Source organism: Helicobacter bilis ATCC 51630 (assembly GCF_000686565.1).
Classification (GTDB): domain Bacteria; phylum Campylobacterota; class Campylobacteria; order Campylobacterales; family Helicobacteraceae; genus Helicobacter_A; species Helicobacter_A bilis.
In genome coordinates this window covers 1-16,425 of sequence record NZ_JMKW01000048.1, presented here as the reverse complement: position 1 = coordinate 16,425, position 16,425 = coordinate 1, and the positions used below count along the sequence as shown (strand labels likewise).

20 protein-coding genes and 1 pseudogene are annotated in these 16,425 nt (G+C 34.9%); 6 read left to right on the top strand and 15 right to left on the bottom strand.

Translation table 11 applies throughout. The features are described 5' to 3' along the window. The 11 genes and pseudogenes from T368_RS0108985 to T368_RS0108940 form a co-directional block, all read right to left on the bottom strand. Window positions 1-278 (bottom strand): annotated as a pseudogene (locus tag T368_RS0108985) (toxin-antitoxin system YwqK family antitoxin); the annotation flags it as partial. A gap of 157 nt (window positions 279-435) precedes the next feature. Next, window positions 436-1,302, bottom strand: coding sequence for a toxin-antitoxin system YwqK family antitoxin (locus T368_RS15000; protein WP_004088395.1), 867 nt, complete (start codon window positions 1,300-1,302; stop codon window positions 436-438). Window positions 1,303-1,514: 212 nt separating this feature from the next. Next, window positions 1,515-2,444, bottom strand: coding sequence for a tRNA (adenosine(37)-N6)-dimethylallyltransferase MiaA (gene miaA / locus T368_RS0108975; protein ID WP_004088397.1), 930 nt, complete (start codon window positions 2,442-2,444; stop codon window positions 1,515-1,517). Between the two features lie 52 nt (window positions 2,445-2,496). After that, window positions 2,497-2,871, bottom strand: a complete 375-nt coding sequence (locus T368_RS0108970) for a hypothetical protein (RefSeq protein WP_004088398.1) — start codon at window positions 2,869-2,871, stop codon at window positions 2,497-2,499. 60 nt (window positions 2,872-2,931) lie between these two features. Further along, complete coding sequence (locus T368_RS0108965) at window positions 2,932-3,225, bottom strand: YceI family protein (protein ID WP_027338443.1); 294 nt, start codon at window positions 3,223-3,225, stop codon at window positions 2,932-2,934. Continuing rightward, window positions 3,150-3,389: a YceI family protein gene (locus tag T368_RS15565; RefSeq protein ID WP_004088400.1), complete on the bottom strand. Its 240-nt coding sequence runs from the start codon at window positions 3,387-3,389 to the stop codon at window positions 3,150-3,152. The genes T368_RS0108965 and T368_RS15565 overlap by 76 nt, the downstream gene beginning before the upstream one ends. After that, window positions 3,389-3,841, bottom strand: coding sequence for a MarR family winged helix-turn-helix transcriptional regulator (locus T368_RS0108960; protein ID WP_004088403.1), 453 nt, complete (start codon window positions 3,839-3,841; stop codon window positions 3,389-3,391). Before T368_RS0108960 ends, T368_RS15565 begins: the two co-directional genes overlap by 1 nt. Window positions 3,842-4,212: 371 nt before the next feature. Then, complete coding sequence (locus tag T368_RS0108955; RefSeq protein WP_004088405.1) at window positions 4,213-5,088, bottom strand: sulfite exporter TauE/SafE family protein; 876 nt, start codon at window positions 5,086-5,088, stop codon at window positions 4,213-4,215. Between the two features lie 265 nt (window positions 5,089-5,353). Continuing rightward, window positions 5,354-5,860 (bottom strand): hypothetical protein, encoded by a 507-nt coding sequence (locus tag T368_RS0108950; protein ID WP_004088407.1) that lies wholly within the window; start codon window positions 5,858-5,860, stop codon window positions 5,354-5,356. Between the two features lie 503 nt (window positions 5,861-6,363). Then, a complete protein-coding gene (gene ilvN, locus T368_RS0108945) occupies window positions 6,364-6,828 on the bottom strand; it encodes an acetolactate synthase small subunit (protein ID WP_004088408.1) in 465 nt (154 codons plus the stop codon). 11 nt (window positions 6,829-6,839) lie between these two features. Continuing rightward, complete coding sequence (locus T368_RS0108940; RefSeq protein ID WP_004088410.1) at window positions 6,840-8,576, bottom strand: acetolactate synthase large subunit; 1,737 nt, start codon at window positions 8,574-8,576, stop codon at window positions 6,840-6,842. 301 nt (window positions 8,577-8,877) lie between these two features. Here T368_RS0108940 and T368_RS0108935 point away from each other — a divergent pair, with 301 nt between their 5' ends. Then, complete coding sequence (locus T368_RS0108935; protein WP_004088412.1) at window positions 8,878-10,380, top strand: TrkA C-terminal domain-containing protein; 1,503 nt, start codon at window positions 8,878-8,880, stop codon at window positions 10,378-10,380. A 1-nt stretch (window position 10,381) separates the two neighbouring features. Beyond that, complete coding sequence (locus tag T368_RS0108930; protein ID WP_004088414.1) at window positions 10,382-10,939, top strand: anthranilate synthase component II; 558 nt, start codon at window positions 10,382-10,384, stop codon at window positions 10,937-10,939. A gap of 167 nt (window positions 10,940-11,106) precedes the next feature. Here T368_RS0108930 and T368_RS0108925 read toward each other — a convergent pair whose 3' ends face one another. The 4 genes from T368_RS0108925 to T368_RS0108905 form a co-directional block, all read right to left on the bottom strand. Beyond that, entirely contained in the window at window positions 11,107-11,676 is a 570-nt protein-coding gene (locus T368_RS0108925) for a hypothetical protein (RefSeq protein ID WP_004088415.1), read from the bottom strand. A gap of 529 nt (window positions 11,677-12,205) precedes the next feature. Then, window positions 12,206-12,790: a hypothetical protein gene (locus T368_RS0108915; protein ID WP_004088416.1), complete on the bottom strand. Its 585-nt coding sequence runs from the start codon at window positions 12,788-12,790 to the stop codon at window positions 12,206-12,208. Window positions 12,791-12,820: 30 nt separating this feature from the next. After that, entirely contained in the window at window positions 12,821-13,420 is a 600-nt protein-coding gene (locus T368_RS0108910; protein WP_004088417.1) for a hypothetical protein, read from the bottom strand. Window positions 13,421-13,511: 91 nt separating this feature from the next. Then, a complete protein-coding gene (locus T368_RS0108905) occupies window positions 13,512-14,075 on the bottom strand; it encodes a DUF4156 domain-containing protein (protein WP_004088419.1) in 564 nt (187 codons plus the stop codon). 439 nt (window positions 14,076-14,514) lie between these two features. Here T368_RS0108905 and hemB point away from each other — a divergent pair, with 439 nt between their 5' ends. The 4 genes from hemB to T368_RS15560 all read left to right on the top strand — a co-directional run. After that, the gene (gene hemB / locus T368_RS0108900) at window positions 14,515-15,495 is read left to right on the top strand and encodes a porphobilinogen synthase (RefSeq protein ID WP_004088420.1); all 981 of its coding nucleotides are present in this window, start codon (window positions 14,515-14,517) and stop codon (window positions 15,493-15,495) included. Between the two features lie 267 nt (window positions 15,496-15,762). Next, complete coding sequence (locus tag T368_RS15920) at window positions 15,763-15,936, top strand: hypothetical protein (RefSeq protein ID WP_004088427.1); 174 nt, start codon at window positions 15,763-15,765, stop codon at window positions 15,934-15,936. Beyond that, window positions 15,920-16,069 carry a hypothetical protein gene (locus T368_RS16185; RefSeq protein ID WP_004088429.1) on the top strand — a complete coding sequence of 50 codons (150 nt, stop codon included), beginning with the start codon at window positions 15,920-15,922 and terminating at the stop codon, window positions 16,067-16,069. Before T368_RS15920 ends, T368_RS16185 begins: the two co-directional genes overlap by 17 nt. Window positions 16,070-16,279: 210 nt before the next feature. Further along, on the top strand, window positions 16,280-16,425 hold a 146-nt coding region (locus tag T368_RS15560; protein ID WP_162164636.1), incomplete at its 3' end, for a 3-deoxy-7-phosphoheptulonate synthase.

Genomic DNA, 16,425 nt, shown 5'->3' with positions numbered 1-16,425 from the left:
CTAGGGTTTGAGTGCTTGGCATTAAATAGGCCACTATAATGCTTTTTGCTTCGTTTGTTTGCTTGGGTGTTTAGATTCCCATTCTCATAATACCATTTTTCTATGCCTTCTCTTCCACCATTTTTAAATGGTGTTTCCCAATAAATTTTCCCATTTGAATAATATTCTCTTTCTACACAACCGCTTATTTTGTCTGCGTGATTTTCGCATTCTTTTAACATGGTTGTATCTACACTATGAAGTGAAAGAAAACCCATTAACACACTTTTTAGTAACATATTTGTCCTTTAAAATTAAGATAAAGATTCTGTATTTTACAAAAAACTCTTTTAGATTAAAGCCATAAAGATTCTAAGATTAGAATCTAACAAGTATTAAGAGCTTTAAATCATAAATTATTTAGAATCACTTTTAAGGCATATTTCTTTTAGATAGTTAATTGCTTCTGTAGCGGTTGTCGTCTCTAGGCATTTCTTTTAATTCTTTGTCTGTTAAGACCTTATTACTAAGGCATTTGCCGCTTATAAATTTATGATTCTCGGCTTTAATTAAGGCTAGTAGCTTTTTATCTTCTGTGTAGAGTTTCATATCCCCATCTATGTTATGGTTTTTAAATGGTATTTCTGCTTGTAAGCTGCCATTCTCATAATATTCTTTTGCTACACCATCGAATTTACCATTTTTATATGGTATTTCACTCATAAGATTCCCATTTGAATCATATTCTTTTTTTATACAGCCACTCATTTTGTCTGTTTCATTTTTACATTCTTTTAGTGTCTCTGCTAAAGTAGAATTAGAATCACTTTTAAGGCATATTTCTTGTAGATATTTATATGCTTCTCCATCTCTAGTATTGCTAATCTCTGCTAAATCTTTATTTGTCAGGGCTTTATCATTAAAGCATTTTCCGCTTATAATCTTATCATTCTCAACTTTAAGCAAAGCTAGTAGTTTTTTATCTGTTATATAGAATCTTATGTCCCCTTGACGCCTATCGTTTAAAAATGATGCCTCTATTTGTAAATTCCCCATTTTATCATACCTTTTTGCTATACTTTCTACCTTATCATTTTTAAATGGCATTTCTTTTTCTAGATTCCCATTCTCATAATACCACTTTTCTATACCTTCTTTATCACCATTTTTAAATGGTCTTTCTCTCCAAAGATTCCCATTTGAATGATAGTCTCTCTTTACACAACCGCTTATTTTGTCTGTTTCATTTTTGCATTCTTTTAATGTCTCTGCATGTAAAATAGAAAATGAGAGAAAAGCTATAAACACACTTTTTAGTAACATATTTGTCCTTTTAACTTAAGATAAAGATTCTGTATTTTACAAAAACTCTTTTAGATTAAGGCTATAAAGATTCTAAGATGAGAATCTAGCCTTGTTGAAATCGCTATAAATTACGATAAAGACATTTTATCTTTTCAATGGCTTAATATAGATTCTAAGACTTGATATATAAATTTAAGTCCTTATAAAACAATTAAGTTTTCATACAAAAATCAATCAATAGGCTTTATCTTTTCTAACATAGTATCTGCTATTGCTTGGATATTAAAGGGATAGTGAATCTGTGTTATATTGCTAAATTGAGTGCGATTAAAAGTAGTTTGCCTTTTTGCAAGTTGCCTTGTATGCAGGGTGATTAGACTTTTTAACTCGCATTCTTTCATCTCATTTCGTAATAGCATAAGGCATTCTCTCAAACCTATGGATTTAAAGGGCTGGATTGTCTTGCCATAAGATTCTAAGAGACTTTTTGCTTCGTTTAGAATGCCACTTTCAATCATGTTTTGCGTTCGTATCTCTATGTTTTTATGCAATATATCTTTTGGCACGATAAGGCTATAAATGTCTATTGGCAGAGGAAATGGCACTGGTGGATTTTGTATGAAAAATTGAGTTGGCGGCATATTTGTTTGAAAAAAAATCTCTAATGCCTTTGTGATTCTGTAAGTATCATTGCTGTTAATCTTTGCAGCATAGGTAGAATCAATGCTTTTTAGGAAGCTATATTGTGTGCTTAGGGGCTGATTTGTTAGGGCTAGAAACTCTGCCTTTTTCATATTGCTTTTAAATGTATCAAGCGGGCTTAAGCCTTGCATGATTGCCTTGAGATAAAAGCTACTACCACCGACTATTAAGAGATTTTTTCTCTCTTTTTTGCATTGCTCTATGCTATCGCATAAAAGCGATTGAAACAAACTTGCTGATACATGCTCTCTGGGGGATAGGACATTGATGGCAAAATGCTTGACTAGTGAGAGTTCATCACTTGTAGGCTTGGCTGATGCGATGTCAATCTCTTTATAAATACAGAGTGAATCAAGTGAAAAGATATAGGCATTAAGTAGTGGGGCAAGCTTTAAAGACAAGGCACTCTTACCACTGCAAGTAGCCCCCAAAATAGCGAATATTCTTGGATAATCCATAATAAACCTTTAGCAATACAAACAAAACTATAAGATAAAATCGCTAATATTTCTATGCTTTAGAATCTTTATCGCATAAAATCGGGGCAAGAGTTGTGATAATCTCTTGCAATAATTCCTTAGAATCAATATCAATCATATACCATTCCTTTGCACCCGGATATGGCTTTGCTTTTTGAGAGTGAGCTAAAAGAGATTCTAAAAGCTTATATTGTTTTACAAATACGCATTCATCGCAAAGCAGGAAAAGTGCTTTGGGCTTTTGCATAGATTTAGAATCTTGTATATACACGCAGTATTCCCCAAACATTTTTCTTGCACTAAAAGTGTAAGATTCTACTCCGCCCTTAGAATCTTCGCTTAAACTAGCCATATACTCGCATAAACGCTCCAGCACATAGTCTTTATACTCTTTTGAAGTCGCCATATTTGCCCCTTAATTTTGCTAGGTAGATTCTAGCATTTTTTAGCAAAGGGCGTTTGGCTATTACTGCCACTGCGTTTGTAAAATAATCTTTACTTCATCGCTATTAAGAAATGAGCCTTTTATCCCATAATCCTTAATATTGATTTTGCCTGTGAGTGTCAAGCGTGGGCTTTGGCTTGAAGGGCTTTCAAGGCTAGATTCTAGCACAAGCGGTAAGCTTACATTATGCAGCGTGAGTGTGCCTTTGACTTTGCCTTTGATTGTATCGCCACTATGGCTTAAAGGCTCATAGGATTGCAGGATAAACTTACTTTCCGGGAACTTCGCAGAATCTGGGAAGTCATCTTCTTGCAATGCTTATCGCGTTTAGTGCTATCTGTAAAGATAGATTCTATTCTCACTTCTCCGCTAAGTGCGGTGATAGCTTTGTCTGTAAGCGTGAGTTTGCCGCTAAAATCCTTGCCAAAACATAGACTTAAAAAACTAAGGCTTAATGCCATTAAAACGAACTTTTTCATTATTTTTGCTCCTTTTGTATTTGTGATTCTAATCCTGTGAAAGCCTTGCGTAGTAGGGCTTGAAGCGTACTTATCTCATCTGTGCTAAGGCAGGGGGATAGCAAATCTGTATGCACATCTAGCATCATTTGGTAGGTTTGCTTGGCACACTCCCTGCCCTTTTGTGTAAGTATGATGAGATTCTCACGGCGATTGTTTGGGTTTTGTTTGCGTTTTACAAGCTTGGCAGATTCTAGCTCGTCAATATGCAAACACACATAGTTTTTATCGCTTTGGATAAAGCTACATAGGCTTACTTGCGTGTGTGGCTCATCATAGCACACCCATAGAATCCCAGCCTTTTTGTGGCTTAGCCCAAGCGGTAAAATTCGCCTGTCAAACTCCCTAGAGAGATAGTCTCTAAGTCCTGTGGCAAGGAAACCAATGCAGTTGTAAATATCATATTGTGGCATTATTGCTCCTTTCAATATAATTTTTAAGTATAGTCATTTTTAGTTACTATCATTAAAGATGAATTATAATTATCATTTGGTAAATGTGCGGAAAAAGATTGTGAAAAATGCAGAAAAATAAACATTGCAGAACAGAGTGGCAAATCTTTACTTGTTTGAGCGTATATGAAACCTATGGAATCCAAATTTTACAATCTTTAGTGAAAAATATTTAAGGTTAGTTTTGGCATTTTTATCTCTAGCGCAAAAACTTGCCTTTCATCAACCTATCTTTGATTAAAATGAATAATATAATGTCTATAATCGTTTGTTTCTTTGTGGAAGCAGAAATTGCTAAAATACCATTTATTATTAGTTGTTTGTAGTTTATATCAATTCTCGTGCTTCATAGTATGGATTTCATGCTTGGTTATTTCGCTCATATTGTGGTGCATGTATTGATTTTCATAATTTTTAGTTTCATCATTGTGATTTTCATGGTGATGTGAATGGCTATTGGAATCTATATCTGGCATTTGTGTGTCATTATGCTTTTCATGCGACATGCTGTCGTGGCTTTCATGGTGCATAGGATTATGCCCTTGCAGTAGTTGCACGCCTTTATAGACATTACTAAATGCAAAATAACTCATAATCACAAATGCAATATACAAAAGCACACGCCGCATATCAGAGTTAAGGAAATGCTGACTAAAAAATCCAACGAGAAATAAGGGCAAAAAAGTCCCAAGAGAAAAGATAAACATACTAAGCATAGCGTGCCATACACTTAGAGAATCTGCGGCTTTAATAGCAAACATATACACAAGATGGCAAGGTAGTAAGCCATTTAAGATTCCAATGATAAAGAAGCCCACGATACTTTTTGAATGCAGGGCATTGTGAAAAGCCTTTTTATACCATGCGTAATTGCCACTAGGTGTTACATTCCCAAGCATTTTGGGATAGAAAGTAATAATAAGGGCGGTGATAAATAGCAAAATCCCAAGCACAATAAAAATAATCGCCTTTGCAGTTTGACTGAATCCAAAGCTTTTTCCAATAAACACAAAACACAAGCCAATAAACATATAACTACACATTCGCCCAAAGAAATAGAGAATATTTGCGAGGGCTTGTAGTATCTTTGAGCTATCAAACTGCCGCATATTTAGCCCCACGACAATCCCACCACACATGCCGACACAATGAGAAAGAGAGGCAAAAAAAGCCGCACTAAGCAATAAAAGATAATCATGAAAATTCATTTATTTCCTTTTGCAAAAATGGATTCTAAAGCTAGATTTAAAAGTTAGATTCTAAAAATTACTTGACATTATAGCAAAATTCAATTCTAACACGAGATAATGGCGTTTTGAACGCAATGATTTTGATTTGAGTTAAAAGCTTTAAAATGAGTATAAAACACAAAGTGTAGAATATTATAGAATCTAAGTTTGATTCCATAAATACAAGAAAGCTTGATTGTAGTTTGCAAAAAAGATTAATTTTAGTTTGTAAGAAAACTACACGCTAAAACATATACATATAACGGAATGAAGCTACATAAAAGATTCCACCAAGAGACAATTCAATTCTATGTGTATTATCAATATTTAGCGAACCGCCAATATTACCAGACACTACAAAATTTGTGCTAAAGCCATTAAATGGGGCGATAAAGCCAAGAGATGGACCAAGAAAAATGCCCCCGACAAATCTATCTTGTGGATTAAACTCTAAAGTCCAATCAGCACCAAAACGCATAAATAAACCAGCACCGCTACTATATTGCAGCCAATTTATCGAGCCAATACCTCTTACGCCATGTCTAAAACCTGCGAACTGCCATTCCGGTTTAAAATAGTATTGATACCCACCGACTGCACCGAGATTAAAAGAGCCATATCCGCCAAAGCCTAGTTCTGCTCCAGCAAAAATATTGCTTGTATCATAGCCAACATTCGCCCTTTTAGAATCCGCTGCAAACAGCAACCCGCTAAACAATACACAAAACACTGCAAGATACCATTTTTTCATATTATCACCTTTAGCAAAAAAATAAGCAGCAATTGTAGCATAATTTTACGCATTTACGCCGTTTCTATCATGGATTCAGTATTAATTGATTGCCGTTATTTGTGTTCTGTATATAAAATGTATGTAAAGCAACTCATAAGCAATGTGGTGAGACAACCTATCCAAAGTAAAGGAGTTGAAAACTGCTAAAGGTTAGAACTTACATACTAAAAGCCAAAGGTTCTTGTAAAAGGTGTAATATAGGTTGCCTCACTACATTACTTTTAGAATCTTTTATGATGAATAAATTTGTATCACGCTATATAATACTAAATTTAAGCTCGAAACCTCGCCGTCGGCATTGTATCAAAAAAAAAAAACAAATCAAGGGAAAACTACAAATTATAACATATTGTTTAATGTTTTTAGCAACTGCAAATGTCATATTTTTCTTAAAAATCAACATCACTTCAAAACTGAAACCTTTTTATAGCATTACATGTCAAAAACACAACGAACAGAATCTATCTCTCAATCGCAAGCACGCCGCTACGCACGATTTCTTTTGGCATGAAGTTATGTAATGAAGTAATAATGTCTTTAATCATTTGCGTTTCACCACTTACGCTAAAGACAATATTTTTTTCATTCCAGCTTACAATCTTGCCACCAGAAGCATTGATTAAGGCACTGATTGCACCGATTTTTTCATTATTTTCAAATTTAATCAAGGCAATTTCTTGTGTAACAATATCGCTATGCTCTACGACATTTAGCACGGGGATAAGCTTGTGTAGTTGCTTTATGATTTGTTCTAACACTTTTTCATCGCCACGCGTTGTGATGGTTATCCTTGAGAGATTATTATCTGTTAAAGGGGCAACGGTTAAGCTATCAATATTATAACCCCTACCTGCAAATAATCCTGAAATACGCGCTAAAACACTATGTTCATTCACAACGGTGATACAGATAATTCGCTTTTGCATAGTTTTCCTTATTATTCTAATATCATTTTATAGAGTGGATTTCCACCCGGGACCATTGGCAATACAATCTCATCTTTATCAACGCATACATTAATGAGACTAACTTTTGGGCTATCAATCGCTTCTTTTAAAGCTTTCCTAAAAGATTCTTTATCATGTGCTTCTAAGCCCAATGCTCCAAAACTCTCGGCTAGTAACTTAAAGTTTGGCTGCGTGAGTTTAACATGTGATAATCTCTTTTCATAGAAAAATTCCTGCCATTGCTTTACCATACCTAGATAGCCATTATTGAGTATGATATTTATGGTTTTAATATTAGATTCTATACAAGTCATAAGCTCTTGTATATTCATTAATATCCCGCCATCGCCGCTAAAGTTTATCGCATATTTTTGCTTACTCTCACTTTCTTTATTCTCTTTTTGCATTTCTTGCAAGGCGATTGAGACACCCATAGTAGCTGGCATACCAAAGCCCATAGTCCCTAGCCCACCACTTGTGATAAATTGTCGCTTTGTGCTAAATGGATAAAATTGTGCTGCCCACATTTGATGCTGTCCAACATCAGTGATAATAACCGCATTTTCGCCTAGAATCTTTCCAGTCTCTTCTATAACCCATTGCGGTTTTAATAACTCTGTATCAGTATCTTTATAAGATAGCGGGTGAGAGTTACTCCATTTTTTAAGCTTTGTAAGCCATGTGCTTCTTGCTTCAAGCACTTCTTTTGTCGGTGTTTTATCTTGTAGTTCTTTAATGAGTTCTTGCAAAACTAGATTTAAATCACCTACAATAGGATAATTTACATTAATGATTTTTCCTATTGAGCTGGGGTCAATATCAATATGTGCTATCTTTGCAAACTTTGCAAATTCACTCACTTTTCCCGTTACTCTATCATCAAACCTTGCACCTAAGCTAATGAGCAAATCGCATTCACTTGTAGCCATATTCGCCGCATAAGTACCATGCATGCCAAGCATACCCAAGAAGTTAGAATCTCCCTGTGCTACGCCCCTTGCCATAAGCGTTTCCACACTTGGAATCTGTGTTATTTCAAGTAGCTTTTTTACTAAATCATGGCTATTTGCAATAACTGCACCACCGCCGATGTAAAAGAGTGGATTATGAGATTCTAGAATAGCATTTGCAAGTTTTTTTATCTGCTTTGCATTGCCCTTTGTTGTTGGTTTATAGCTTGCTAGAGAAATGCTATTTGGATAGTGAAACTCCCCTATTTGTGCGCTAATATCCTTTGGTAGGTCAATGAGAACGGGTCCGGGTCTGCCACTTCTTGCGATATAAAAGGCTTCTTTTAAGATTCTTGGTAACTCTTCAATGCTTTTTACAAGATAGTTATGCTTCGTGCATGGGCGAGAGATCCCTACTGCATCAATCTCTTGAAACGCATCTGTGCCAATTTGAGTGAGAGGGACTTGACCGCTAATAACAACTAGCGGGATAGAATCTGTAAAGGCAGTAGCAATGCCTGTAACCGCATTTGTAAAGCCCGGTCCAGAAGTAATGATTGCCACACCGACTTTACCAGAAGCCCTAGCATATCCATCGGCTGCATGGACTGCTGCTTGCTCGTGCCTTGTTAAAATATGTCGAAAATAATCTTGCTTATAAATCTCATCATAGACATTAAGGACAGCCCCGCCCGGATAGCCAAAAATCACAGACACACCCTCTAAATGTAGTGCTTCAATAAGCATTCTTGAGCCATTCATTTGCTGCTTTGCCATATCATTCCTTTAAGTAATACCACATAATACTGCCTAAACAAAAAGCTATATTATATACAACTTTTTGCTAAGGTTGTCAAGTATTTTTTACTTATTTATTTGTTTTATATGCAAATGATAAAGTTTTTTGATGATTGTTTATATCACACAGCAAACACTCTCAAACTTGTTTTAGTTTGTTTTATGTTATAATTGCTAATCTTTATGGCTTAGAATCCGTATTCTATGGGTTTTGTATATATGCTTTGTTTTAGCGATTTTTATTTATGCTAAGATTGAGATTTTAAGAAAAGGCAGAATGATGAGATATGTGCTTATTGTAGCTGATGGAGATATTGCATTAAATTTCGTGCATAAAGTGCTAGATGATTACTCAAGCAATAACTTCTATATTGTTTTGTATAGAGATTCTCGCTTTTTGCCAAAGAAATATCCAAATACTTTTAGATTCCATGAATGCGATTATACTTCCACTTTTCGCCTTGAATCTTGCCTAGAAAATAATGACATTGGCGATATTTTCATTGTCCTGCAAGATGAAAAAGAGGGTGATGTCGTATATGAATATTTACGCAAAAACTACAAAAAAAGCCGCATTGTGCGTAGCATACATGCCCCTGAAATCTCTTATGAAACTACAAAAAAAAGTGATGGGAATCTAGTGATTGTAGCAGAGACAAATGCAGTGGCTTCAAGGCTACTGCTTCGTATGCCAAATGTGCCTGTTATCCCGCGTGGTTTTGGGTTAGAGCAAGGTGAGATTATGGAGATTGGCGTGCCAAGTGGAAGCATTTATGCACATAGGCAAATTAATACGATAGAGCAATCTGGTTGGTGCATTGTTGGTATCTATCGTCAAAATAGATTTATTCTTGCCACACATGATGTAGTGATTTTTCCCGGAGATATTTTACTTGTAGCAGGTGAGCCACAAAAAACACGCATGATATATAACCAAATCAAAGCGGATATAGGGCAGTTTCCAGCACCATTTGGACGCGATATATGTCTTATACTTGATATGCGTTTGCAGCCAAAAGAGACAATGCTGCATGACTGCAAAGAAGCGATTTATCTACACAGACACCTAAAGAGCGCAAAACTTACTATTAAGGTTTTACACGCAACAGATTTTGAAACTATAAAAGCACTTGAAGAATTAAAGAGTGAAGATATCGCCGTAGTTATTGATTATGAGAACTTAGACTTTATACAAACTTTAGAAAATAAGATAAGTGAGAAAGTAGGCTTTATCATCGTAAGTCAAGAAATCTTTGCAAAAAGGGCGTATCGCAGGGCTTTATGGGAGAGTAGATTGCCTGTTTTAAAGATAGGTATGTATTCCTTGCGACCAGATAACTATGATCACACACTATCAAAACAGCAACTTTATACACAAAAGAAAATGCTATATCCACCAAATGTTACAGCAAGTTTGCTTGTGAGTTCGGGTGATGGATATAGAGATTCTAATATCGCAACGCTTATATTTGATATTAGCAAACAACTTTGCCTTGATGTAGCGGTGTATGATTTTGAGCCAGATGGACATTTTAACAATAAGATTGATGAAGAGTTTGAGAATCTTTCCAGAATCTTTGAGAGAAAATACACTATACAGCATAATAACATAGATAATCCTATCTTTCATATACAAGGTTTAAATAAGCCGATTTTACATTTCATTCCATTTCGCATGTCTATAACTAGATCAAGATTTGCAGCATATATACGAACGCAGTTTGAATCTATCGCATGTATGGATAATACAAATCCGCAACTTTTCATTCCTGTGAGTGAATAGAATGCGAGTGATTTTGATTGATAATTACGACTCTTTTACGCATAATGTTGTGTATTTATTGCGTGAGATTGGAGTAGAAGTTAGCATTTTACGCAATGATTCTTCCTTGCAAACTCTAAAAGATTCTAATTTTGATGCTTTAGTTATCGCACCCGGTCCTAGCCACCCTTTGCAATCTGGAATCTGCTTAGAAGCGATTAAATATTTTGCTCCATTTAAAAAGATTCTAGGCATTTGCCTGGGACATCAGTGTATCGCACATGTTTTTGGTGGCGAAGTGGTCTCTATGCAAACACCACAACATGGTAAAATCTCGCATGTAACTTTTAGCAATCACCCGCTTTTTCATGGTATAAAAACACCGCTAAAAGTCGGTCGTTATCATTCATTGCATGTCAGCAAACTCGGCAAATGCAGGGCATTAGCATGGAGTGAAGATAATGTAGTCATGGCATTACAAGCAGAAGGCTATCAAACTTATGGGATACAATTCCACCCAGAATCTATTTTGCAAGACCAAGGTAAGAAGCTACTAACAAACTTTTTTGAGTTGTGTTAATTATGTTTTATTGGTAGCAGGATTATAATTATTGTGTAAAAAGCTAATAAAAGGTATCACACGTTGCAAAGTAAAGTCTTTTGTAACTAAAATATCTTGTATAGATTCTAAACTGAGAGATTTTGCAAAGGCAGAGAAGGCTTTTTGTAGGTTTGAGATCTGTTGTGTTATTGTTGATTGCTGTATGGTTTATCGGCGATATTATAAGTTGTTGGGGTGCTTTGTAGATTCTGTGTTTGTAAGCTTTTTATGTGTTTGTGTTTAAGTTTTATTATGTCGCGAATATCTTCAAAAATAGCATGTAGCACTGGATCTGTTGCGTGATTAATGAAATTTCCCTCTGCATATTCGCACAAATCTGTGGAATCTATATAGTGAATTTGATATGCATCAAGCAGATTTTTTGGAACATAAGCTTTAACTTTTGTGTAAGATTCTAAAGACAAAGTTTGTTTTAAAATTGTATTGTTTTGGATAGTTTTTAATAGCGTTTTTGCATGAAATTTATTAAATTCCATGCATGCAGGATAATTATTAAAAGCGAAAAGCAGCTCTTCTTTGTCTCGTCCTGAGGGCATGATAGCAATAATATACTGACGCATTTGTGGTATAATGAGATTTTTCAACAAATGCAAATTATATGAGTTTTGCAAAAATAGTAGCGCGTTTGGGGCGATACACTTTTCTTTAACTTTATTTGCATTTTGTGTCAGCAATATATCTTTAAAGGTTTTCATAATGCGTATTATAACACATTTTTTTTCTGTATTTTTACTTTGTAGTGCAGTGTTTTTCTTGCATGCTTGTGGATATAAGAGCGATCCATTTTGGAATGAGGCTGAAAAGCAGGATCTATTGTTACCTTAATTGAAATTGGGTGCTTTTGGTTATCGAGAATTTGTCCATTTATCATGAAAACTATAGGGCTTGTTTGCACACTCTCTTATGAAAGTTTCTTAGCATTGCATGTCATTTTTACTTTTTTCTCGATTATATATTACAAATGCTCTAAACATTACTACGACACAACAATTTTTAATCATCTGTGAATCTACACATAACAACATATAGAAAGCAGACTGCTGTTTATCAAAACAAAACAAATAAAATACAAAAAAACTAAAATAAAAAAGTAGTATATGAAAGATTTTAAGTGAAATAAAACATCTCAAAACAACATGTTACAAATCAAAGCTCTAGATTTTCGAGAAAATCTAGAATGGCAATGCGAATCAACAAGTCGTTAAAGAGACAATAGTATGGGGATTATCTTGTGCCACACTCAAATACATTAGCATGGATTCTGTAAGTGAGAATTTTGCCATTTTGAGGAATTTTTTCCCAAGCTGTACAATCTTTCTCTTCGTATTTACCATCACTTACTCTCATTTCACAAGTCATAGCTTCTTTTGTCAATTTAAGTAAAATTCTGCTGTCTTCATTTACCAATTCAGAAGCGTGATTTCTTAAATCATTTGTTGCACCTTCCCTAATATCTTCGAAAGAAGGTGGAACTTTACCATCAGAGCTATCTTTACCTTCAACCTCACCAAGTAACTTACAAGTATAAGGAATGCTATACGCTACAGCAATCCCTCTTGCTTCCTCATTTAATCTCTTAGGTTCATACGCTGGAAGTTGAGGAACCTTAACATAAGGTGCAACTTTTGTTACAGTAATCTCTCTTGCAGCATTCACTGTAACTTCAACTTCTTTACTATAATTCACCTTACCTTTTGAACCGCTGTAATTTCCGCCTTTCTGCTTTGGTTGAGAAGAACAAGCAACCAAAAGAGAAACAGCACCTACTGCCAAACCTACTTTAGCAAAACTATTAACTAATTTTAACATTTTTCCACCTTATAAAAATAAAATCAAAGATTATCTTGCACCGCAATCAAAAACATTAGCATGGATTCTGTAGTATAGAATCTTACCATTACTTGGTATCTGTGTCCATGTTGTGCAGTCTTTTTCATCAAATTGATCGCCCTCATTGCGAAGTTCGCAAGTCATAGCCTCTTTAACTGGGGTAAGCACTATTCTATCTCTTGAATCTACAAGATCCATAGTGCCGTTTCTCAAGTCATTCAAAGCACCTTCCCTGATTTGCTCGAAAGAGGGAGCAGCTTTACCATCAGAGCTATCAATGCCTTCAGCCTCACCCAACAACTTACAATTCAAAGGAACGCCATTTACAACAGCTATACCTTTTGCATCATCAATAAGTGGTTTTGGCGTATATTGTGGCAATCTAGGTAACTTATAGTATGCATCACTTGAACTTTTTGTAATCGTAAGCTCTCTAGCAACATCGATATTTTCGTTTCTTTCTTTCAACGACTTTGAATCTGTTGTTTGAGTAGAATAAGACTGTGCATCACTATCTGCCTCGACACTAACAACTTCATCTGCCAGAGCAACACAAGAAACAACACTTGTAGCAATCAAACCAGCTTTTAGCAAATCTTTAACCAACATATTAACCCTTTATATTTAAATTTTCAACTACTCTACCGAGCATAGACTCCCACATTCACTGGGAATCTACGCAACCAAACACAAGCAATACTTACTTCTCGCCACACTCAAATACATTAGCATGGATTCTGTAAGATAGAATCTGCCCATTGTCCGGTAGTTTATTCCAAAGAGTGCAATCTTCTTCTTGATACTTATCTTTCTTTGTTCTCATCTGGCAAATCATAGCTTCTTTAGTAACAGAAAGCATTAATCTTTGACCACCTCTTACAAGATCAGCAGCCTGATTTCTCAAATCATTAGTTGCACCCTCTCTGATTTGCTCAAAAGTTGGTCCAGCTTTACCGCTTGCTTCATCTTTACCTTCAACCTCACCCAATACCTTACAATTGTAAGGAACACTATACGCAACAGCTATACCTCTTGCATTCTCATTAAGAGTTTTTGGCTCGTATGGAGGATGCTGAGGATCAATAGCATAACCTACTGCCTTATAAACAGCAAACTGACGAGCATTAGGCTCAAGTTCTTGAGAAGCATACTTAGCATTTTTGCTTTTCTTTGGCTCTCCAGAGCAAGCCGCCAACATTAAAACAGAACCTGCCACTAAACCAACTTTTACAGAATGGTTCAAGACTTGTTTGTAATTCAACATTTTTACACCTTTTTAGTAAAATTAAAAACATGATAAGCATGACTAGCACACAGCACAATGTTTTTTATCCCGTTATGCTATCAAAAAAAATAAAAAAAATCAAGTAAAAGCTATAAAAAATATGTAGAATAGCTGAAATTTACAACCGATTAACACAAAAATGCTTTAAACATAAAATAATTAATCTAAAGTCATCGGCTTTAATCTTAATGTTATCTAGGATTATCTTGGATAATAAAGTCAATTTCTCTCGTAATATTGCGGAAACAATAATAATGTAGCAAAACTGCGCTAAAAAAATAAAATCTAAATCTCACATAAACATAAATTAAAACAAATTCCAAAACACAATCCCCCCCCCCCCCCTTTATTAAAAACATAAAATTATTATGTATAATGCAAAGATTTAGTGAAAATACAAGAAACAAAAGGATAAAAAGTGTTTCAAAGAAAAAGGCGATTGCGTTTAAATAATGTTATGCGAAATCTTGTGCGTGAAAATGCCTTGAGTGTCAATGATTTTATCTATCCCCTATTTATAGTAGAAGGCAAAGGTATTAAAAATGAGATAGATTCTATGCCCGGTGTGTTTCAAATGAGTTTAGATAATATCCTAAAAGAATGTGAGCTATTACAGAATCTAGGCATTTATGCTATCTTATTATTTGGTGTGCCACCGCAACATAAAAAAGATTCTAGCGGCTCTTACACATGGGATAAGCATGGCATTATCCCGCAAAGCGTCCAAGAGATAAAAAAGCATTTTCCACAAATGTATGTTATAGCTGATGTGTGCTTTTGTGAATATACAGATCATGGGCATTGTGGCATCTTAGATTCTAAAATACAATCTGTTGATAATGATGCTACTCTTTTGAATCTTGCTAAGCAAAGCGTGGTATTAGCACAAGGTGGAGTAGATATGCTTGCCCCAAGTGCTATGATGGATGGGCAGATTCTAACCATGCGTAATGCCCTAGATTCTAATGATTTTGTGAATCTCCCCATTATGAGTTACTCTACAAAATTTGCCAGTGCATATTATGGTCCTTTTAGAGAAGTCGCACAAAGTAGCCCTAGCTTTGGCGATAGAAAGAGCTATCAAGAAGATAGTGCAAATGCTAGAGAAGCTATCCTTGAAAGTCTAAATGATGAGAGTGAGGGGGCTGATATACTCATGGTAAAACCTGCCTTAGCCTACCTTGATATAGTAAAATCAATACGAGAAAAAAGCCTACTGCCACTTGCTGTATATAATGTGAGTGGTGAATACGCTCTGCTTAAAGCTGGAGAAAAGCTTGGCATTATCGATTATGAAAAAGTTATGCTTGAAACCTTACTTAGCTTTAAAAGAGCAGGGGCTGATATTATCATTACTTATCACGCAAAAGAAGCAGCTAAGATTCTAAAAGGCAATTAAGCAAAATATAATGAAACTATATGATTTACAATATTAAAATATTGTGTATTTTTACTAAAAAATATTACTTTTTAAAGAATATGCAAATAAAAATATTATAGAATCTTGCTTTGTAAAGTGAAGCGGAAAAAACGAAGCACAAAGAAGTTTAAACGCAGCTTAAACTTCTGGCTTGATGTGGGCTTTAAGTTTGCTAAGATAGTTTTTATCTTAGCTAGTTTATTTAAAATTTGGTTTTAACCAAATCCCCAAAAGAAAGGGGGTGATATGTTTTATCATAAAGGGCTTAATATGGTAGATATAATTTTATTTTTTTCATTATTTACCATGATTGTAACTAGTCATTGGTATCACAAAAATCAGTCCAAAATCTTACAATGTGAGATTAAAGAACTCAAAGACAAGCTAGAAAAAGGAGCTAACAATGTGGAAGCTACTTGAGAATATAGGCTTAGGTTTGTTTGTGAATGCCTTGTATTCTGTATTCACTTCAAATATAAATATAGCGGTAATAGTAACAATGTCAGCAAGTGTTGTTATTATGTCAGTTTCAATCTATTTTCAAAGGAGATAGTATGAGTTTGAATGGGCAAGAAGTAGTAGCAATTATATCATGTGTAATTGCTGTTTGTATGTTAGTGAAATTGGGTTTTGACTTGAGAAAGAATAAAGGAAAAAACAATGAGCAATAACATGATACAACAACGCAAAAACGAAGTTATGGTTTTGCTTGAGAATAAATAGATACAAGAGCGATTATGTGTTTTATGAAGAAAGGAATACAATGTCTATAACAACAACTACATGGAATAAAAGCAGTTGGAGAGATTTCCCAATCAAGCAGCACCCAATCTACACAGATAAGAGTGCTATAGAATCTGTAGAGAAAGAGCTATCAGGCTTACCACCATTAGTATTTGCTAAAGAAGC